Here is a 16532-nt window from a genome sequence, read left to right as displayed (position 1 = left end):
GACGACATGACCGCTCTCATCCTCGCCGGCGCCGTCGTCGTCGGCCTGACCCTGGGCCTGTTCGGCGGCGGAGGATCGATCCTGACCGTCCCCCTGCTCGTCTACGTCGCGGGCGTCCCGGCGAAGGCCGCGATCGCCATGTCCCTGTTCGTCGTCGGCGTGACCAGCGTGGTCAGCGCCGCGGGCCACGCCCGTGCCGGCCGCATCCGGTGGAAGACCGGCCTGGTCTTCGGCCTGGCCGGGATGGCCGGCGCGTACGGCGGGGGCCTGCTCGGGCCGCATCTGCCCGCGGTGGCGCTGCTGGCGGGCTTCGCGCTGATGATGGTGGCCACCGCTGTGGCCATGATCCGCGGCCGCGGGACGCCCGAGGCCGCCCCGGCCCACAAGGAGCTGCCGATCCTCCACGTCGTCGTCGAAGGCGTCGTCGTCGGCCTGGTCACCGGGCTGGTCGGGGCCGGCGGCGGGTTCCTCGTCGTCCCCGCGCTCGTGCTGCTGGGCGGCATGCCGATGGGCACGGCCGTCGCCACCTCCCTGGTGGTGATCTCGATGAAGTCGTTCGCCGGACTGGCCGGTTATCTGCAGACCGTCCCGGTCGACTGGTCGATCGCCCTGCCCGTCACGGCGGCCGCGGTCGCCGGCGGTCTCGCCGGAGGATGGCTCGCGGGGCGCGTCCACGCCGACCGCCTGCGCACGGGATTCGGCTGGTTCGTCCTCGTGATGGGCGGTTTCGTGCTCATCCAGCAGGCCCCTCCCGCGCTGTTCCACACCGCCTGGGGCATCGCCGCGCTGCTGGCCGGCGCCGCGGCCGTCACAGCGGCGATCGCCTACCTGCTCCTGTGGAAGGGGCGTCACCGCGACGGGTCGGCCCGGCCGTCTTTCTACGGGTACGGCTTGATGCCTCGCGCCGCCGACGGTCACGGGGCGAGGGAGAAGTAGTTCTCCTCTTCCTGGACGAAATGCAGCCGCAGCACCGAGTGCAGCCCGTACAGGCAGGCTCGTAGATCCTCCAGTTGCTCGGGCCGCAACCGGCCGGCGGTATCGGCGACCTTCACGTGCGTGGCGATCCGGCGGGCCAGGCGATCGATCTCGCTGTGGGCCCGGCTCATGGTCGCGGTCGCCTCTCCTCCACCCAGGGGAGCGGCCAGCGCCGGATAGAGCTCATGCTCCTCGGCGTACTCATGCGGCAGCAGCCGCTCGGTCAGCAACCGGTCGACCTCCCGCACGGCGCCCAGCACGCGCGGCCCCTGCTCGACGGCCAGCAGGCTCGCGGCATCGCGTACGGCGTCCAGCACGTCGGCGAGATCGTCATGCTCGGCGGCGAAGCGGCGGATCAGGTCCTCGGTGGCCGGCTCCAGCACCGGCCGGGCGCCGCGCTGGGGCAGCACGGCACGCAACGCGTTGACGATGACCACCACGTCGATCGCCTCCTGCAGCAGCGCCCCGGCCGCGGGCGGCAGCCGGCCCAGCAACGCGGCCACCATGGCCGCCAGCGACATGGCCATGCCGCCCGCGGCCGACTGCACGGCGATACGCCGGGTGCGCACCGCGATCTCCATGGCGTCGGCGAGCCGGTCCACCCGGTCGGTGACCAGCACCACGTCGGCGGCCTCGGAGGAGGCGGTGGACCCGCGCGCTCCCATCGCCACCCCGACGTCGGCCGCCGACAGCGCCGGGGCGTCGTTGACGCCGTCGCCGACCATGACCGTCACCGCCCGCGAGGTTTCCGCTCTGACCGCGGCGACCTTGTCGGCGGGCAACTGCTCGGCCCGTACCTCGTCCAGCCCGACCACCGCGGCCACCTCCCGGGCGGGCTCGGCGCGATCGCCCGTCAGCATCAGCAGGCGGCCGATTCCCGCCGAGCGCAGCCGCCGCAGCGTACGGGGAGCGTCGTGACGCAACGGGTCCAGCAGCAAGATCGCACCACTCAACGCGTCGTCGACGGTGAGCCAGGCGACGGCGGCGCCGTCCAAGGCGGCCCGGTTGTCAGCCGCGCGAGCCCAGCCGGGACGGGCCTCGAGCGGTATCACGGTCTTGCCCACGCTCACGCGCCGCCCGTCCACGACGCCGGACGCTCCGCGGCCGGGCTCCTCGGTCACCTCCCGCGGCGCCGACAGCGCCAAGCCGCGGGCCCGCGCTTCCCCGACGATCGCCTCAGCCAGCACGTGAGCCGACATCTGGTCGAGTGACGCCGCGAGCCGCAGCACCTCCGACGGTGTCCGGCCGGGAGCCGCGGCGACCTGCAGAACCCGCGGACGGCCCGTAGTCAACGTGCCTGTTTTGTCCAGCAGCAGAGTGCGAGCCCGCCCCAGCCGCTCCAGCGCCCCACCGTCCCGGACGATGACGCCCTGGCGCGCCGCCCGCGACAATCCCGAGACGATCGCGACCGGAGCGGCCAGCAGCAGCGGGCACGGGGTCGCCACCACCAAGACCGCCACCGCCCGCACCGCAGAACCGCTGATCAGATACGCCGCCCCGGCGACTCCCAGCGACAGCGGCAGGAACCAGGCGGCGTACCGCTCGGCCAGCCGCACCACCGGCGCCCGCTGCGCACCTGCCTGCTCGGCCAGCCGGACGATCTGCGCGTACGTGCTGTCCTCGGCGGTAGCCGTCGCCTCGATGTCGATCGCACCGCCGGCGTTGACCACCCCGCTGCGGACCGCCTCGCCGACACCGCGTTCGATCAGGGTGGACTCCCCGGTCAGCGCGGCCTCATCCAGCATCGCCGGCCCGGTGAGCACCCGGCCGTCCACCGGCACCACCTCGCCCGGGCCGACCACCACCACGTCTTTCGCCCGCACATCCGTCAGGGCGACGACGACCACCTCATCGCCGCTTCGGCGGCGAGCAGAGCGCGGCGCACGCTCCAGCAGCGCACGCAGGTCACGCGATGCCCGACGCTCCGCCGCCGCGTCCAGCGCCCGCCCGGTGGCCAGCATCACCGCGATCAAAGCCCCCGCCAGGTATTCCCCGACCGCCAGGGTCCCGGCCAGCGCCAGCGCCGCGATCACATCGACGCCCGCCCGTCCCTTCCGCAGTGCGGCGACCACCCACACCACCGCGGGCACGATGGCCACCGCGGTCCCCGCCATCCAGAATCCGTCCGCGACAGCCGTAGCTCCGGCCAACCAGGCCACACCTCCGCCGACCAGCGCGCCACCGGTCGCTGCCAGGAACACCGGCTCACGCCACCGACCACCCACGGCACCAAGAGAGCGCAGCATGTCGCGCCTCCACAATGACGAGACGATGAGAGTGCTGCCCTCCATACGACCGCCCTGCCCTGACGACCGATAGAGCCGAACGACCCCAAATCGTCACTGTCGACCGGTCAGCGGTGGAGAAGGGCGATTGCCTGTCCGACGACCCCGTGGTGGTGTGCCCAGGCCGGGCGCCGTGCTCAGTGCTTCGGCGGACGATCTGTCCGACAGGTGAAACAGCGGGGTATTTCAGGAACGGGTTTCGGGCGGACGGACGGCGTTGACGTAGTACAGCACCGGCCCCACGGTGCCTGTGCTCTCGACGCGGAGACCGGCACCGGGGACCAGATCGTCGAGCAGTTCCGGCATGGTGGGCCGCATCGCGGGGCCGGCCAGTATCCCGACCAGACGGGCGGCGAGGGGGTTGACCGGCGGGCGGAACTCGGCGATCAGCAGTCGCCCACCCGGTCGCAGGACGCGGAAGATCTCCCTCACGGCGGTGCCGCGGGCGGAGACGGGCATGTGGTGAACGGCGAAGCTGGAGACCACGATGTCGAACGAGGCGTCGGGGAAGGGCAGCGCCTGCCCCTCGCCCACCTGATAGGAGCAGTTGTCAGGTGAGCGACGGCGGGCGTGCTCGATCATCGGAAGTGACGGGTCAACGCCGGTCACCCGCCCCTCGGGGCCCACGAGAGGAGCCAACATCCGGGTCAGGTAGCCGGTGCCGCAGCCGACGTCCAGAATCCGATGGCTCGGCCCCGCGCCGGACAACGCGGCCAGGCGGGTGAAAACGCTGCGACGGCGCCCGGCGAAACCGAGCTCGGCCAAAACCTCATAACCCCGCGGATGGTTGATGGTGCCACCACCGTCACTGTGTTTCGAGTGACTATGCAGCAACTTTCCCCTGCCCATAGGGCTTCTCCTTCTTGTTTCGAAACAATGTGTTCGGTTATAAATGATCGATTCGCCGGCACAGCATGGTCAACAAGCAAATTCGTTGAGCTGTGCCGTACTGGACAGAGGTGGGGGACGTGTTCGGAAACTCGCGGCGGGGGAGCTCCGATCGCCGGGTGCAGCGCACTCGGAAGGCCGTTCAGCAGGCATTGGTGGAGCTGATTCTGGAGAAGGGCTATGAGGCGGTGACCGTCACTGATCTCATCAACCGCGCCAACGTCGGCCGCTCGACCTTCTACGCGCACTTCACGGACAAACAGGATGTGCTGTTCAGCAACCTCGAAGAGCTCTCCAGCCTTCTCCGTCTCGCTCCCGCGTCCAGGCCGGGCCCGCTGTTCGCCTTCAGCCTGCCGATGTTCGAGCACCTTCATGAGCAGCGCCGGCTGGCGCGAGCGCTGCTCGGGCGCCGCGGGGGCAGCGCCGTGATGGCGCGCGGAGAGCAAATCCTGGCCACGGTCGTACGTGACGAGTTGCTGGCAGCGTTCCCTTCGCGAAGCACACCACCGGACTCGCTCGACCTGATGGTCACCTGCGTCGTCGGGGCGTTCATGGCGCTGCTGCGCAAGTGGGCCGACGGCGAGTCGACCGCCACACCGGCCGAGATGGACGCGGCGTTTCGCGCTGTGGTGACACCGGGTGTGGAAACCGCCTTCAGGCGGTGAGCCAAAGCACGGGCGATGGACCCGTGTCGTGCACTGGAGCGCATCGGCGCCGACAGTGCCGTCAACGGCGCCGGCGTGCTGCGGCTACTACGCCGGCTGCGCCGCCGTGCTGCGGCGCGACGCGAGATGGATGAGCACCGAGCCGAGGACCAGCAGGAGGGCGAGCGCGGCGTAGCCGTAGGTGAGGGTGGCGAGGGTGGCGACGGCACCGACCAGCAGCGGGCCGCCCGCGTCGCCGAGTTCGCGCCCCAGTTCGGCGGCGCCCATGGTCTGGCCGAGCCGTTCGACGGGGGTGGCGGCGGCCAGGGCGGCGAAGCCGAGTGGAGTGATCAGGCCTGTTCCTGCACCGATCAACGCGGCGGCACACAGCACACCGGCCAGGCCCGGCAGCAGCGCGCATCCCAGGCCCGCTGCCGTGAGCAGCAGTCCTGCGGTGATGCCGCCACGCGAGGTGATGCGCCCGGCGTCCAGTGCACGCCCGGCCCTGGGCTGGACGAGGGCGGCGCAGCCGGCGAGCACCGACACCGCGGCGCCGGTGGCCACCGTGCCCAGCCCGGCCGCCGTGCCGGAAACGGGAAGGAAGCCGACCGCTGCCGACAGCGCGGCGGTCGCCGCGGCCAGCGCCGCCGTCGGGACCAGGAAGGCCGGGTCGACCACCCGGCGGGCCAGGTCCAGCACCGTCTGCCGGGCCTTGGGCAGTGGAGGCACGGCCGACACCGTGAGCGCTCCCCACACGGCGACCGCCGCGCCCAGCACAGCCAGCACGCCGAACAGCACCCGCAGTCCTCCCGCCCACACCAGTGCCCCGCCAAGCAGGGGGCCGAGGGTGTAGCCGATGGACTTGTAGAAGCCGTAGGAGCCGAACGCCCGGCCGTGCCCGGTCGCCGGATTCAGCCGGGCGACCAGCGCGGAGGCCGCGGGGGAGAACGCGGACGCGGCAGCGCCCTGACCCAGGCGGGCCGCCCACAACCAGGCAGGGCTGCCCGCCAGGACGTACACCGCCGATGCGACGGCGAAGGCGGCCAGCCCGCCGAGCAGCACCGGACGGGCGCCGACTCGGTCCGCCAGCGTGCCGAACAACGGCTTGAGCAGCACCTCGGCTCCGTCGTACAGGGCCAGCAGGCCCCCCAGCACCATCAACGAGGTGACCGCGTCTTCGGAGAAGCCTCCAAGGTTGGCGGCGATGCCGTGAGCCCCGAACGCGGTGGTGAACCCCGCCGCGTACAGCGGCCACATCTGCCGCCGCGGTGCGGCCTGCGCAATCTTCGCTGAGGTCTGCTCCGCCGAGGTCATAGGGCCTCCTGCCTTGTCCGATGCAGGGCGGTGAACACGCGCTCCGCGCAATACTCGCAGGCATCGGCACACACCATGAGGCTGGTCCCGCGATTGACGGCGATGTCCGTCGCTCTGACCTGGAACAGGCCGAAGTGGCCGGCGACGTAGAGCTTTCGGCCGCCGTGCGCGGGCGATCACCCCGGCGCAGGCCCCTGCCGGAGGCGTTGCCACTTTGCCCAATCCCGCCCTAGCCCAATGTTCTTCGGGAGGTTCGGCTGACGCGTGGGGGTACCACGGTCAGAGGACGCGTCAATCCGTCGGAACTTCGGCTGGGCAGGAAACCACTCTGCTTGTGCCGCACCGAACGCACATCGGGGGGTCGCATGAGAACCCGAGGTCTCGTCTGCTGGAGATTCTGTCTTACGACCGCGGGGACGGTCGCCCTTCTCTCTGTAGGAGCCGGGAGCGCGATGGCCGCCTCCGCTCCTCGTTCGGACGATGTAGACCCGTCCACGCGTACCAACGTCACCAATTCCATGAAGGGCGAGGCGTTAGCGAACGTCACCTACCGCGCGTACGCGAAGCAGGCCGACAAGGAGAACCTGCCCGACGTCGCCGCGCTGTACCGGCGCACCGCGCACACGGAACTGCGTGAACACCTCACCGAGCAGGCGAAGCTGATCGGCCAGGTCGGCGACAACGCGGCGAACCTACGCGACAGCACCAGCGGTGAGTCCTACGAGGCGACGACGATGTACAAGAAGTTCGCCGAGCAGGCCAAGGCGGACGGTGACCAGGAGGCCGCCAGGCTCTTCTCGGAAGTCGGCCAGGACGAGGCCAAGCACCGAGAGAAGTTCCTCCAGGCGCAGAAGGCCATCACCGACCCGTCGTCCGGAGCGACGATCCCGACCGACGTGCGGGCCAAGCCGGTGGAAATCCAGGCCGGGGCACCCAAGGTTTCCTCCTCCCGGACGCTGGAGAACCTGCGGACGGCGATGAAGGGCGAGGCCTTCGCCTATGCCAAATACACGCTGTACGGAGACAAGGCACGGGAGACCGGGCAACCGAGACTGGCCCGGCTGTTCCACCGAACGGCCGCCGTCGAGCGCACCGAGCACTTCGCCGAGCACGCGAATCTCGCCGGCGCGGTGCGCGACACCGGGACCAACCTGTGCGCGACGATCAAGGGGGAGACGTACGAGGGTACGCAGATGTATCCCGATTACGCCCGCCAGGCCTCGGCGGCCGGTGACACCGAGGCGGCCGCTGTGCTCAACGGCACCGCGAAAGACGAGTTGAAGCACGCGAAGGCCTTCTCCGGCCAAGTGTCCAAGCTCGGCAAGCAGTGCCCCACGTCGAGCTGACACTCCACGCTGTGGAGGCGGGACTCCTCGGTAACACTCCTCAGGGGCGGTGGTGATGGCCGGTTCTGGACACAGGGGCGGCGCCGCGGCCGGCCACGTCGCCGAGCACGGTGCGGGTGGTGCGGCCACTCGTCCGAGCGACTACATCTGGGCGCTGGTCCGGATCTCGATCGGCTGGGTGTTTCTCTGGGCGTTCCTGGACAAGACCTTCGGCTGGGGGTTCGGCACTCCCGCCGGCCGTGCCTGGGTCGGGGGAGCGAGCCCGACGACGGGGTACCTCAAGGGCACAGCGAGGAAGCCCCTGGGTGCGGTGTTCTCTCCCCTGGCCGGGCACGCATGGGCGGACTGGCTGTTCATGCTCGGCCTGCTGGGCGTCGGAGCGGCGCTGATCCTGGGGGTCGGATTGCGCCTGACGGCGGTGTTGGGCGGGTTGCTGCTGCTTCTCATGTGGGCGGCCGAGCTGCCGCCCGAGCACAACCCGTTCATGGACTATCGCCTCGTCTACGCACTCGTGATAGTGGGACTGGCCCTGGTGAACGCCGGGGACACCCTCGGATTCGGCAGGTGGTGGGGGAACACGGCGCTGGTCCGGCGCTACCCGTTCCTCAGATGAGAGGCCGCGCAGCGGCCGACCACGCGCCGGCGCTCATCCGAGGCTCGGGTGGGCGACAGGGACTCGTCGCCCACCCACCGGGAATGTCCTACCGCAGGAGCTTCTTCATGGTGCTGATCTCCGCGGACTGGCTGGTCATGATGGAGTCGGCCATCTGCTTGGCCGGTTCGTAGACGCCGGCTCCCCGCTCCTCCTCGGCCATGGTGATGGCGCCCTCGTGGTGCTGGATCATCATTGTCAGGAACGCCTTGTCGAATGCGGCGCCCTTGAGGCCTTCGAGCTTCTTCATGTCCTCGCCGGACATCATGCCGGGCATGCCGTGGTCCATATGGTCCATCGGCATGCCGTCCTCGCCGGGAGCCTGAACGCCCCAGCTTTCGAGCCAGCCGGTCATCGTCTGGATCTCGGGATCCTGGGCGGCCTCGATCCGCTTGGCCAGCTCCTTGACCTTGCCGCTGCCGGCGCGGTCTTCGGCCAGCTTCGCCATGTCAAGGGCCTGGCGGTGGTGCGGGATCATCATCTGTGCGAACCAGATGTCCCGGTCGTTGTGGTCCGCGGCCGAGCTGGTGGCAGGAGCCGGCGATTCGGCAGGCGTGGCGGACATCGACGAAGTGGCGGACATGTCGCCGGTGGCGGTCTCCGTGGAGCCGCAGGCACTGACGAGCAGACCGGCCGAGAGCAGGGCGGCGGGAATGGCAAGACGCTTCATGGATGAACACTCTCCGTGTGTAGGCGCAGGCAGGTCGCTGGAGCTCGACGGCAGGCAGACCGTCGAGTGCGCCTTCTACACCCGGATCACACAGAGTTGCGCGAGAGTCGGCCCTCGGGGGCGGGCGGTCGGCCCGCGGGGGAGGAGCGCCTGCAGGAACAGCCGGATCGGCGGGGCGAAGATGCGGCCGGCAGCCACCATGACGAGGAAAAGTAGTAGGACCGACCCGGCCAGGAGGAGGGCGAGACAGACCTGGCCGCCACCATGCCCAGGGTGGGGAGAGCCGGGTCCGTCGCCGTGCCGGTCGTGGGGCCCCGCCATCGGCATCGCCGAGTCACCGGTCTGAGCGGAGTGCAGGGCCAGAACGCTCGGAGTGGGGAGGGGCCCAGGCGAGGGCTGCAGTCCGTGCATGGCCAGTAGACCGCACAGGACGGCGGCAAGCAGGAGCAGCCCGCTCAATGGAGCGAGCCTGCGCGCCGCACCGCCCGTGGTCACAGTGGGACACATTACCCACGGATACGCGCGCTTCCCGGATCGCCTCGCAATGCCTTCCCAAGCACTCACTACTACCCGTGCTAGTGATCGTGATGGAGGCCGGCCGTGAGGTCGTAGGAGCTGCCGGGGAGAGGCCCCCTGATCCCGTCGGCTGCGCCGCCGGTTGGAGGGTCGCGCCTACAGTTACGAGGCTGTGGCCTCGCGCGAGGCGTACACGGCGCGTTTGATGCGCGGAGGGCTGGCGACGAGCAACAATCAGGCGGCGGCGTTCGTGCACTTCCTCGCCGAGCTGACCCCCGCGGAGGCGGAGGCGCTTCGGCAGGCGTTGAAAATCGTGCCCCCGAGCTGATCTCCGCCCATCCTGCGGGGCGAGCCTCGTCAGCAGATCTTGTAGCTGACCTTGGTGGAGTTGTACGAGCAGGAGTCGATGAGCTTGCCGCCGGCGTTGCGCAGGGAGGCGGTGTCCCTGTCGTTGTTCCACACGTAGTTGCCCATTCCCCAGTAGCGGGTGCTGGTGCCGCTCTTGCCCGAGCCCGTGCGGATGGTGATGGTCTTCCCGGCGGGGATGGAGAACGCGGGGAAGGTGTAGCGGTGGCGGGAGGCGTCGGCGAGCGTCCATCCGGTGACGGCGACCGTCTTGCTCGACGTGTTTTTGATCCACACGTATTCGGCGTTCAGGCTCGTGTTCGAGCGGGTGTCCTTGCCGGGACTGTCGTAGTAGATCTTTGTGATCTGGATCGCCGGGCCGGCCGCGAGCGCGGGCGGAGAAGCGACGAGTAGAGCGCCGACCGAGACCGCGGCCGGCACCAGGAGACGAGTTCGCATGGGGGACTCCTGACAAGGTGAATGACAGGAGTGAGGACGAGTGACGCTGCTGGATGGTTGCCTCGGCTCACTACCTGGAACCCCAGGAAGCATGCGAAGTCTCACAGGAGGACATCGAGAGAGGCCCAGCCGCTCGGTTATAGAGATCTTCTACTCGGTGTGGATTTATCTCCCGTGGCCGCCGTTGAGGCCGTCCGGGGGAGAAAACTCCACCTGCCCGCGGCGATTCGTGATCATGACCAGATAGTGCTTACGCCGTGAACATGCTCCCCGAATCCCATGTCCACTCTGGTTGGCGGATCCTGCGGAGTGATACCGGACGGCTCTGGGCGACCCGCGAGCGCGCGTTCGACCGCGCAGCCGAGATGGCAGGCGCCTTCCGCACTGTCGATGCCGACGACCTCGGGCAGCTGCGAGCGCAGATCGAGCAGCAGGAACGCATCGCGCACGCGGTCGTGTCGAGGAGCGTCGGCACCGCCCCGAAGTGAGGCCAGCCCACCTACGCCACGAGCGCACTCGCCGCTTCCGCCGCCCGGCTGTGCCGACGGATCACGGCCGAGGAGCCTGCGCGTCCAGTCCGGCCATGGTGACGGCGACCAGGCGGTGGACCGCGTCAAGGCTGTCGACCGTGCCGGCCGCGGTGAGGGCGTGCAGGCAGTAACCGGCCAGTTCCCCGGCCGCCACGTCGTCACGGACATCCCCGTCCTGGGCGGCCTCGGCGATCAGGTTCTCCACGAACTCCTGTAGCCGCTGCCGCGCGCGGTCGACGTGTTCGCTGCGATGCAGCAGCGCGGCGAGCTCGCCGCCATGGTGGCGCGCCGAGTGGTGCTGGATCTCCGCGAAGGCCCGCAGCGCGGCCCGCAGGCGTACGACGGCCGGCTCGGCCGGCTCGGCCGCCGCGGTGAGCCGGTCGAGATGTGCGTTGATCTGGCGTTCGTGCCATGCGGTGAGGACGGCCTGGGCGTCGGGGAAGTACTTGTACAGCGTCGCGCGCCCGACGCCGGCGCGTTCGGCGATCTGCGACATCGTCAGCGAGACCAGCCCGCGCTCAGCCACCAGCGCCGCCATGGCGTTCAAGGCGGCATCCCGAACCGCTGCGCGATGCGCGTCGATCGTCTCGGTCCACAGCTTGGGCACGTCCAGATCATACAGGCTGTCCTCTTGCGCGACATACTGAAACTGCCGTAGACAATGTGTATCGATAAAAGTCGATCCCGCCACGACCTCCCCGACACCCGCGGGCGGTCATCTCGAAAAGGAACGGACACCGCCATGCGGAACGCGACCACCGGCCGGCACCACGACGCCGCCGGCGCCACACACGACCTGGACACCGAGCACCCGAACTGGGAAGAGATCTACGCTCGTGGGCCGCGATGGGACATCGGCCGCCCCCAGCCGGCGTTCCTCGCTCTCGCCGCGTCCGGCGCCGTCTCGGGCCGAGTCCTCGACGTCGGCTGCGGGACCGGCGAACACGTGCTGATGTGCGCGGACATCGGCCTCGACGCCACCGGCGTCGACATCGCCGCCGCCGCGATCGACGCCGCGGAACGCAAGGCACACGAGCGGGGTCTGAACGCCCGGTTCCTCCGTCACGATGTCAGACGGCTGGCCGAGCTCGGGGAGTCCTTCGACACCGTGCTGGACAGCGGGCTGCTGGTCCACGTCATAAACGACGAACAGGACCGCCTCGCCTACCTACAGGGGCTGCGGGCGGTGGTGCCGTCCGGTGGCCGCTACTTCGTCCTGTGCTTCCGGGGCCCGCGGAGCGACTCGGGACCGCGCCACCTGGTGCGCGAGGACGTCACCGCCTGCTTCACCGAAGACTGGCGCGTGGACTCGATCGAGGAGACCACCCTCGACAGCCTCAGCGACGAGGACGGCATCCCGGCGTGGCTCATCGCCCTCACCCGGACCTGATCCTCGCCCGTTGCGGCACCTCCCACGCGATCAGCCGGATCCCTCCACGACAGACGAGCAAGAAAGTTCCCCGATGCCGACCTTGCACGCTCAGATTCAGACCGAACGGGCCGGGCGCTACCTCGCCCAGTTCTGCAGGCACGCAGCCGCCATGGGCGGCGGCCACACCGCCCGGCTACATCCGCACGGACCGGAGGCCCGCCGCGAGGTGCGGGTGGCCGCCGAGTGGTCGGACACCAGCGGAACCGTCACCTTCTCACCATGGGGCGCATGTACGCTCACCGCCGACGCAGGCACCCTCACGGTTCGCATCGACGCACCCGGCGAGGAGGGCCTGACTCAGATGCGCGACATCATCACCCGCGACTTCGAGCGGTTCAGCCGACGGGACCCATTGACGGTGACCTGGCTGCGGCAGGAGACCCCGGGCGCCCTCTTCCGGCACACCGGTGCGGTGACATCGAAGTCACGGCGAGGGCTTTTACGGTCCGGCCGCCAGGCTGTGGTCCTCGCGCTGGCCGTGGTCCTTCTCATCGGTCTGCACGTCGGCGTGGCCGGCACGGTCATAGCGGAATCACGCTGGACCGCCGCTGCCGTCGACATCGCCGTAGCGCTTGTCGCGCTGAAAATCGCGCTGATCACGTGGGCTCGCCTCCGAGTCCGCCACCGCAAGGCTGCCATGCCCGGCCGGCGACCGCCGAATCGATGACCTTGGTCCTTGGGGGCGGGGCCCTTGCGCAGCGGTGCGGGCGCGCCGGCATCGGAAGGATGAAGGTGACAATCCGGCCGACCGAGCCCCACGAGGTGATCCAGATGACCGACTCCCCGACCGGAGCCGCCCTGCCCGCCGACGTGCACGCCGCGATCGACACGCTGGTGACCGGCGCGCTGAAGGCACTGACGGAGTACGAGTCCTTCACCCAGGAGCAGGTCGACCACATCGTCAAGAAGGCGTCCGTCGCCGCGCTGGACCGGCACGCCGCGCTCGCCCGCCTGGCGGTCGAGGAGACCGGCCGCGGCCTGTTCGAGGACAAGGCGGTCAAGAACATCTTCGCCTGCGAGCACGTGACCCACAGCATGGCCGACCTCAAGACGGTCGGCGTGGTGTCCCGCGACGAGATCAACGGCATCGTCGAGATCGCCGATCCCGTCGGGGTGGTCTGCGGCGTCACGCCGGTCACCAACCCCACCTCGACCACGATCTTCAAGGCCCTGCTGGCGTTGAAGACCCGCAATCCCATCGTGTTCGCGTTCCACCCGGCGGCCCAGCGCTGCAGCGCCGAGGCGGCGAGGATCGTCCGCGACGCCGCCGTCGCCGCCGGCGCGCCCGAGCACTGCGTCCAGTGGATCGAGGAACCCTCGCTGGAGGCGACCGGCGCGCTGATGCGGCACGAGGGCGTGTCGGTCATCCTCGCCACCGGCGGGAACGCCATGGTGAGAGCCGCGTACTCTGCGGGCAAGCCGGCGCTGGGCGTGGGGGCGGGCAACGTCCCCGCCTACATCGAGCGGACGGCGAAGCTGCGCCGGGCCGTGCACGACGTCGTGCTGTCCAAGACGTTCGACAACGGCATGATCTGCGCCTCCGAGCAGGCCGTCATCCTCGACGAGGAGATCTACGACGCCGCGCTGGGCGAGTTCGCCCGGCTGCACGCCCACGTCGCCACGCCGGAGGAGAAGGCGAAGCTGGAGGAGTTCGTGTTCGGGGTGACGGCACACGGCGCCTCCTGCTCCGAGGCCAGGCTCAATCCCGACGTCGTCGGGCGGACTCCGCACTGGATCGCCGAGCAGGCCGGGTTCGCCGTGCCGCCGGACACCTCCCTGATCCTCGTCCCGGTGGACGAGGTCGGCCCGAACGAGCCGCTGACCAGGGAGAAGCTGTGCCCGGTGCTCGCCGTGCTGCGGGCCCGCACCCGCGAGGAGGGCATGGTCCTCGCCGAGCGCATGGTCGAGTTCGACGGCCTCGGGCACAGCGCCGTCATCCACACCGAGGACGCCGCCCTCGCCGAGACGTACGGCACGCGGGTGAAGGCCGTACGGGTGATCTGGAACGCGCCCGCCTCCCAGGGCGGCATCGGCGACATGTACAACGCGTTCCTGCCCTCGCTGACCCTGGGCTGCGGCAGCTACGGGCACAACTCGGTGTCGAACAACGTCTCGGCCGTCAACCTGATCAACGTCAAGCGGATCGGGCGGCGCAACAACAACCTCCAGTGGTTCAAGGTGCCGCCGAAGATCTACTTCGAGCCGAACGCGATCCGCTACCTGGCGGACATGCCGGACGTGCACCGCGTCACGATCGTCACCGACGCCGTGATGACCCGGCTGGGGTACGTCGACCGTGTCACCGACGTGCTGCGGCGGCGCGGCGAGCGGGTGGCCCTGCAGATCATCGATGACGTGGAGCCCGAGCCGAGCGTGGCGACCGTCGACAAGGGCGCCGACCTCATGCGCGCCTTCCGACCCGACGTCATCGTCGCCCTCGGCGGCGGCTCGGTGATGGACGCGGCCAAGGTCATGTGGCTGCGCTACGAGCACCCCGAGGTCGTCTTCGCGGACATGAAGGAAAAGTTCTTCGACGTCCGCAAGCGCGCCTTCCGCTTCCCGGCCCTGGGCGAGCGCGCCCGCCTCGTGTGCGTGCCGACCACCTCGGGCACGGGCGCGGAGGTCACGCCGTTCGCCGTGATCACCGACACCGTGACGGGCAAGAAGTATCCGCTGGCCGACTACGCGCTGACCCCGAGCATCGCGATCGTGGACCCGGTCCTCGCCGCCGACCTGCCCCGGGTGGTCACCGCCGACAGCGGCTTCGACGCTCTCACCCACGCCATCGAGTCGTACGTGTCGGTGTACGCCAACGACTTCACCGACGGCCCTGCCCTGCACGCCGTCAGGATCATCTTCCGGTATCTGGAGCGCGCGGTCACCCGCGGCGCCGCCGACCCGGAGGCCAGGGAGAAGATGCACAACGCCGGCACGATCGCCGGCATGGCCTTCGGCAACGCCTTCCTCGGGATCGTGCACGCCATGTCCCACACGCTCGGCGCCACCTTCCACGTGGCCCACGGGCGCACGAACGCCATCCTGCTGCCGCACGTGATCCGCTACAACGGCACCGTCCCGTCGAAGCTGTCCGGCTGGCCCAAGTATGAGGACTACCGCGCCCCCGAGCGGTTCCAGGAGATCGCCCAGATGCTGGGCCTGCCCGCGGCCACGCCGGCGGAGGGGGTCGAATCGCTCGCCGCGGCCGTCGAGCGGCTGCGCGACGCGGTCGGGATCGAGCGGTCCTTCCAGGACGTCGGCGTAGACGAGAAGGCGTTCGTCGACGCACTCCCACAGCAGGCGCTCAACGCGTACGAGGACCAGTGCGCGCCGGCCAATCCCCGGATGCCGATGCTGGAGGACATGCAGGCGCTGATGCGGGCCGCCTACTACGGGCGTTCCCCGGAGTAGCCGTCCGTCTCCCGTGTGTGCGTACACCGCGAGGGTCTACCTTATGAGGCATGATTCGGGTGTTCCTGGTGGACGACCACGAGGTCGTGCGGCGTGGTGTGGCGGCGTTGCTGGACGCCGAGGACGACATCGAGGTCGTCGGCGAGGCGGGGACGGCCGAGTCGGCCGTGGCCCGCATCCCCGCGCTGAAGCCGGATGTGGCGGTGCTCGACGTGCGCCTGCCCGACGGCAGCGGGGTGGACGTCTGCCGTGAGGTGCGCTCGAAGCTGCCCGGCCTGGCCTGCCTGATGCTGACCTCCTACGCCGACGACGAGGCGCTGTTCAACGCGGTCATGGCCGGGGCGGCCGGGTATGTGCTCAAGCAGATCCACGGCTCTGACCTGGTCGGCGCGGTGCGCACGGTGGCCGGCGGGCAGTCGCTGCTCGACCCGCAGACCACGGCCGCGATGCTGCACCGGCTGCGCGACCAGGCCACGAAGAAGGACCCGCTTGCCGCGCTGTCGGACCAGGAGCGGCAGATCCTGGAGCTGATCGGCGAGGGCCTGACCAACCGCCAGATCGGCGAGCGGATGTTCCTGGCCGAGAAGACGGTCAAGAACTACGTGTCCAACCTGCTGAGCAAGCTCGACATGCAGCGCCGCACCCAGGCCGCCGCGCTCGCCGCCCGCCTCAAGGCCGAACACCAGCAGTGACATCAAGCGGACGTGCCGAGCGATGTCACCGTCGCCGCGGCACGTCTCGCCCATTGTCATGTGCGGACGCCCGAGGCTGCGGCTCGGCAGACGGATCAGGAGACGTACCGCAGCCGGCGGAGGCGGCGGCGTCCTCACGCGGCACGAGCTGATCAGCCCAGCGGGACGCTCCACTCCAGACGGGCGCCGCCGGCCTCGGGGGAGGTGAGGGTGAGGGCGCCGCCGAGTCGTTCGGCGCGGTCGGCGAGGTTGCGCAGGCCGCTGCGGCGGCCCTCGGCCGGGATGCCGACGCCGTTGTCCTCCACCACGAGGGTCAGCCGTCCGTCCCCGGCGTGGACGGCGACGTCGGCGCGGGTGGCCTTGGCGTGGCGGACGA

Annotated in this window: 18 protein-coding genes; 10 read left to right on the top strand and 8 right to left on the bottom strand. The window is 70.1% G+C overall.

Annotated features, from left to right (window positions below; all coding sequences use genetic code 11):
- Positions 1 to 6: 6 nt before the first annotated feature.
- On the top strand, positions 7 to 936 hold the full coding sequence (locus HHX35_RS40875) for a sulfite exporter TauE/SafE family protein (RefSeq protein WP_182903967.1): 930 nt from the start codon (positions 7 to 9) through the stop codon (positions 934 to 936).
- Here the strand turns inward: HHX35_RS40875 and HHX35_RS40870 are convergent.
- Positions 915 to 3089: a heavy metal translocating P-type ATPase gene (locus HHX35_RS40870; RefSeq protein WP_259405867.1), complete on the bottom strand. Its 2175-nt coding sequence runs from the start codon at positions 3087 to 3089 to the stop codon at positions 915 to 917. The genes HHX35_RS40875 and HHX35_RS40870 overlap by 22 nt on opposite strands.
- 357 nt (positions 3090 to 3446) lie before the next feature.
- Complete coding sequence (locus HHX35_RS40865; protein ID WP_220506482.1) at positions 3447 to 4025, bottom strand: class I SAM-dependent methyltransferase; 579 nt, start codon at positions 4023 to 4025, stop codon at positions 3447 to 3449.
- Between the two features lie 278 nt (positions 4026 to 4303).
- Between HHX35_RS40865 and HHX35_RS42930 the strand changes: the two genes are divergently transcribed.
- Positions 4304 to 4813 carry a TetR/AcrR family transcriptional regulator gene (locus tag HHX35_RS42930; RefSeq protein ID WP_220506481.1) on the top strand — a complete coding sequence of 170 codons (510 nt, stop codon included), beginning with the start codon at positions 4304 to 4306 and terminating at the stop codon, positions 4811 to 4813.
- Between the two features lie 87 nt (positions 4814 to 4900).
- Here HHX35_RS42930 and HHX35_RS40850 read toward each other — a convergent pair whose 3' ends face one another.
- Positions 4901 to 6106 (bottom strand): MFS transporter, encoded by a 1206-nt coding sequence (locus HHX35_RS40850; RefSeq protein WP_220506480.1) that lies wholly within the window; start codon positions 6104 to 6106, stop codon positions 4901 to 4903.
- A gap of 452 nt (positions 6107 to 6558) precedes the next feature.
- Here HHX35_RS40850 and HHX35_RS40845 point away from each other — a divergent pair, with 452 nt between their 5' ends.
- Both HHX35_RS40845 and HHX35_RS40840 read left to right on the top strand, forming a co-directional pair.
- The gene (locus tag HHX35_RS40845; protein ID WP_220506479.1) at positions 6559 to 7452 is read left to right on the top strand and encodes a rubrerythrin family protein; all 894 of its coding nucleotides are present in this window, start codon (positions 6559 to 6561) and stop codon (positions 7450 to 7452) included.
- Positions 7453 to 7507: 55 nt separating this feature from the next.
- Positions 7508 to 8065: a DoxX family membrane protein gene (locus HHX35_RS40840; protein ID WP_182903964.1), complete on the top strand. Its 558-nt coding sequence runs from the start codon at positions 7508 to 7510 to the stop codon at positions 8063 to 8065.
- Between the two features lie 88 nt (positions 8066 to 8153).
- Here HHX35_RS40840 and HHX35_RS40835 read toward each other — a convergent pair whose 3' ends face one another.
- Together HHX35_RS40835 and HHX35_RS40830 are read right to left on the bottom strand one after the other, a co-directional pair.
- Positions 8154 to 8774: a DUF305 domain-containing protein gene (locus tag HHX35_RS40835; protein ID WP_182903963.1), complete on the bottom strand. Its 621-nt coding sequence runs from the start codon at positions 8772 to 8774 to the stop codon at positions 8154 to 8156.
- Positions 8775 to 8849: 75 nt separating this feature from the next.
- Positions 8850 to 9269, bottom strand: coding sequence for a DUF6153 family protein (locus tag HHX35_RS40830; RefSeq protein ID WP_182903962.1), 420 nt, complete (start codon positions 9267 to 9269; stop codon positions 8850 to 8852).
- A 163-nt stretch (positions 9270 to 9432) separates the two neighbouring features.
- Here HHX35_RS40830 and HHX35_RS40825 point away from each other — a divergent pair, with 163 nt between their 5' ends.
- The gene (locus HHX35_RS40825; protein WP_259405865.1) at positions 9433 to 9618 is read left to right on the top strand and encodes a BlaI/MecI/CopY family transcriptional regulator; all 186 of its coding nucleotides are present in this window, start codon (positions 9433 to 9435) and stop codon (positions 9616 to 9618) included.
- A gap of 29 nt (positions 9619 to 9647) precedes the next feature.
- On the opposite strand, the gene HHX35_RS40820 is transcribed toward HHX35_RS40825, so the two are convergent.
- A complete protein-coding gene (locus HHX35_RS40820) occupies positions 9648 to 10094 on the bottom strand; it encodes a lamin tail domain-containing protein (protein ID WP_182903961.1) in 447 nt (148 codons plus the stop codon).
- A gap of 263 nt (positions 10095 to 10357) precedes the next feature.
- Here HHX35_RS40820 and HHX35_RS40815 point away from each other — a divergent pair, with 263 nt between their 5' ends.
- Positions 10358 to 10582 (top strand): hypothetical protein, encoded by a 225-nt coding sequence (locus tag HHX35_RS40815; protein ID WP_182904003.1) that lies wholly within the window; start codon positions 10358 to 10360, stop codon positions 10580 to 10582.
- Positions 10583 to 10643: 61 nt separating this feature from the next.
- Here the strand turns inward: HHX35_RS40815 and HHX35_RS40810 are convergent, their stop codons facing one another.
- Positions 10644 to 11231 (bottom strand): TetR/AcrR family transcriptional regulator, encoded by a 588-nt coding sequence (locus HHX35_RS40810; RefSeq protein ID WP_182903960.1) that lies wholly within the window; start codon positions 11229 to 11231, stop codon positions 10644 to 10646.
- Between the two features lie 135 nt (positions 11232 to 11366).
- Between HHX35_RS40810 and HHX35_RS40805 the strand changes: the two genes are divergently transcribed.
- The 4 genes from HHX35_RS40805 to HHX35_RS40790 all read left to right on the top strand — a co-directional run bounded on the left by HHX35_RS40805 (position 11367) and on the right by HHX35_RS40790 (position 16156).
- The gene (locus HHX35_RS40805; RefSeq protein WP_182903959.1) at positions 11367 to 12014 is read left to right on the top strand and encodes a bifunctional 2-polyprenyl-6-hydroxyphenol methylase/3-demethylubiquinol 3-O-methyltransferase UbiG; all 648 of its coding nucleotides are present in this window, start codon (positions 11367 to 11369) and stop codon (positions 12012 to 12014) included.
- Positions 12015 to 12087: 73 nt separating this feature from the next.
- Positions 12088 to 12723 (top strand): DUF2218 domain-containing protein, encoded by a 636-nt coding sequence (locus HHX35_RS40800; protein ID WP_182903958.1) that lies wholly within the window; start codon positions 12088 to 12090, stop codon positions 12721 to 12723.
- Positions 12724 to 12827: 104 nt separating this feature from the next.
- The gene (gene adhE, locus HHX35_RS40795) at positions 12828 to 15464 is read left to right on the top strand and encodes a bifunctional acetaldehyde-CoA/alcohol dehydrogenase (RefSeq protein WP_182903957.1); all 2637 of its coding nucleotides are present in this window, start codon (positions 12828 to 12830) and stop codon (positions 15462 to 15464) included.
- 50 nt (positions 15465 to 15514) lie between these two features.
- Complete coding sequence (locus HHX35_RS40790; RefSeq protein ID WP_182903956.1) at positions 15515 to 16156, top strand: response regulator transcription factor; 642 nt, start codon at positions 15515 to 15517, stop codon at positions 16154 to 16156.
- Between the two features lie 152 nt (positions 16157 to 16308).
- Here HHX35_RS40790 and HHX35_RS40785 read toward each other — a convergent pair.
- Positions 16309 to 16532, bottom strand: a 224-nt coding sequence (locus tag HHX35_RS40785; RefSeq protein ID WP_396781842.1) for a sensor histidine kinase, incomplete at its 5' end; no start/stop codon positions are given.

This window comes from Microbispora sp. H10830 (assembly GCF_014161375.1).
Classification (GTDB): Bacteria; Actinomycetota; Actinomycetes; order Streptosporangiales; family Streptosporangiaceae; genus Microbispora; species Microbispora catharanthi.
Note: the sequence above shows the minus strand (reverse complement) of the source record. Positions and strands in the feature narration are given on the sequence as shown.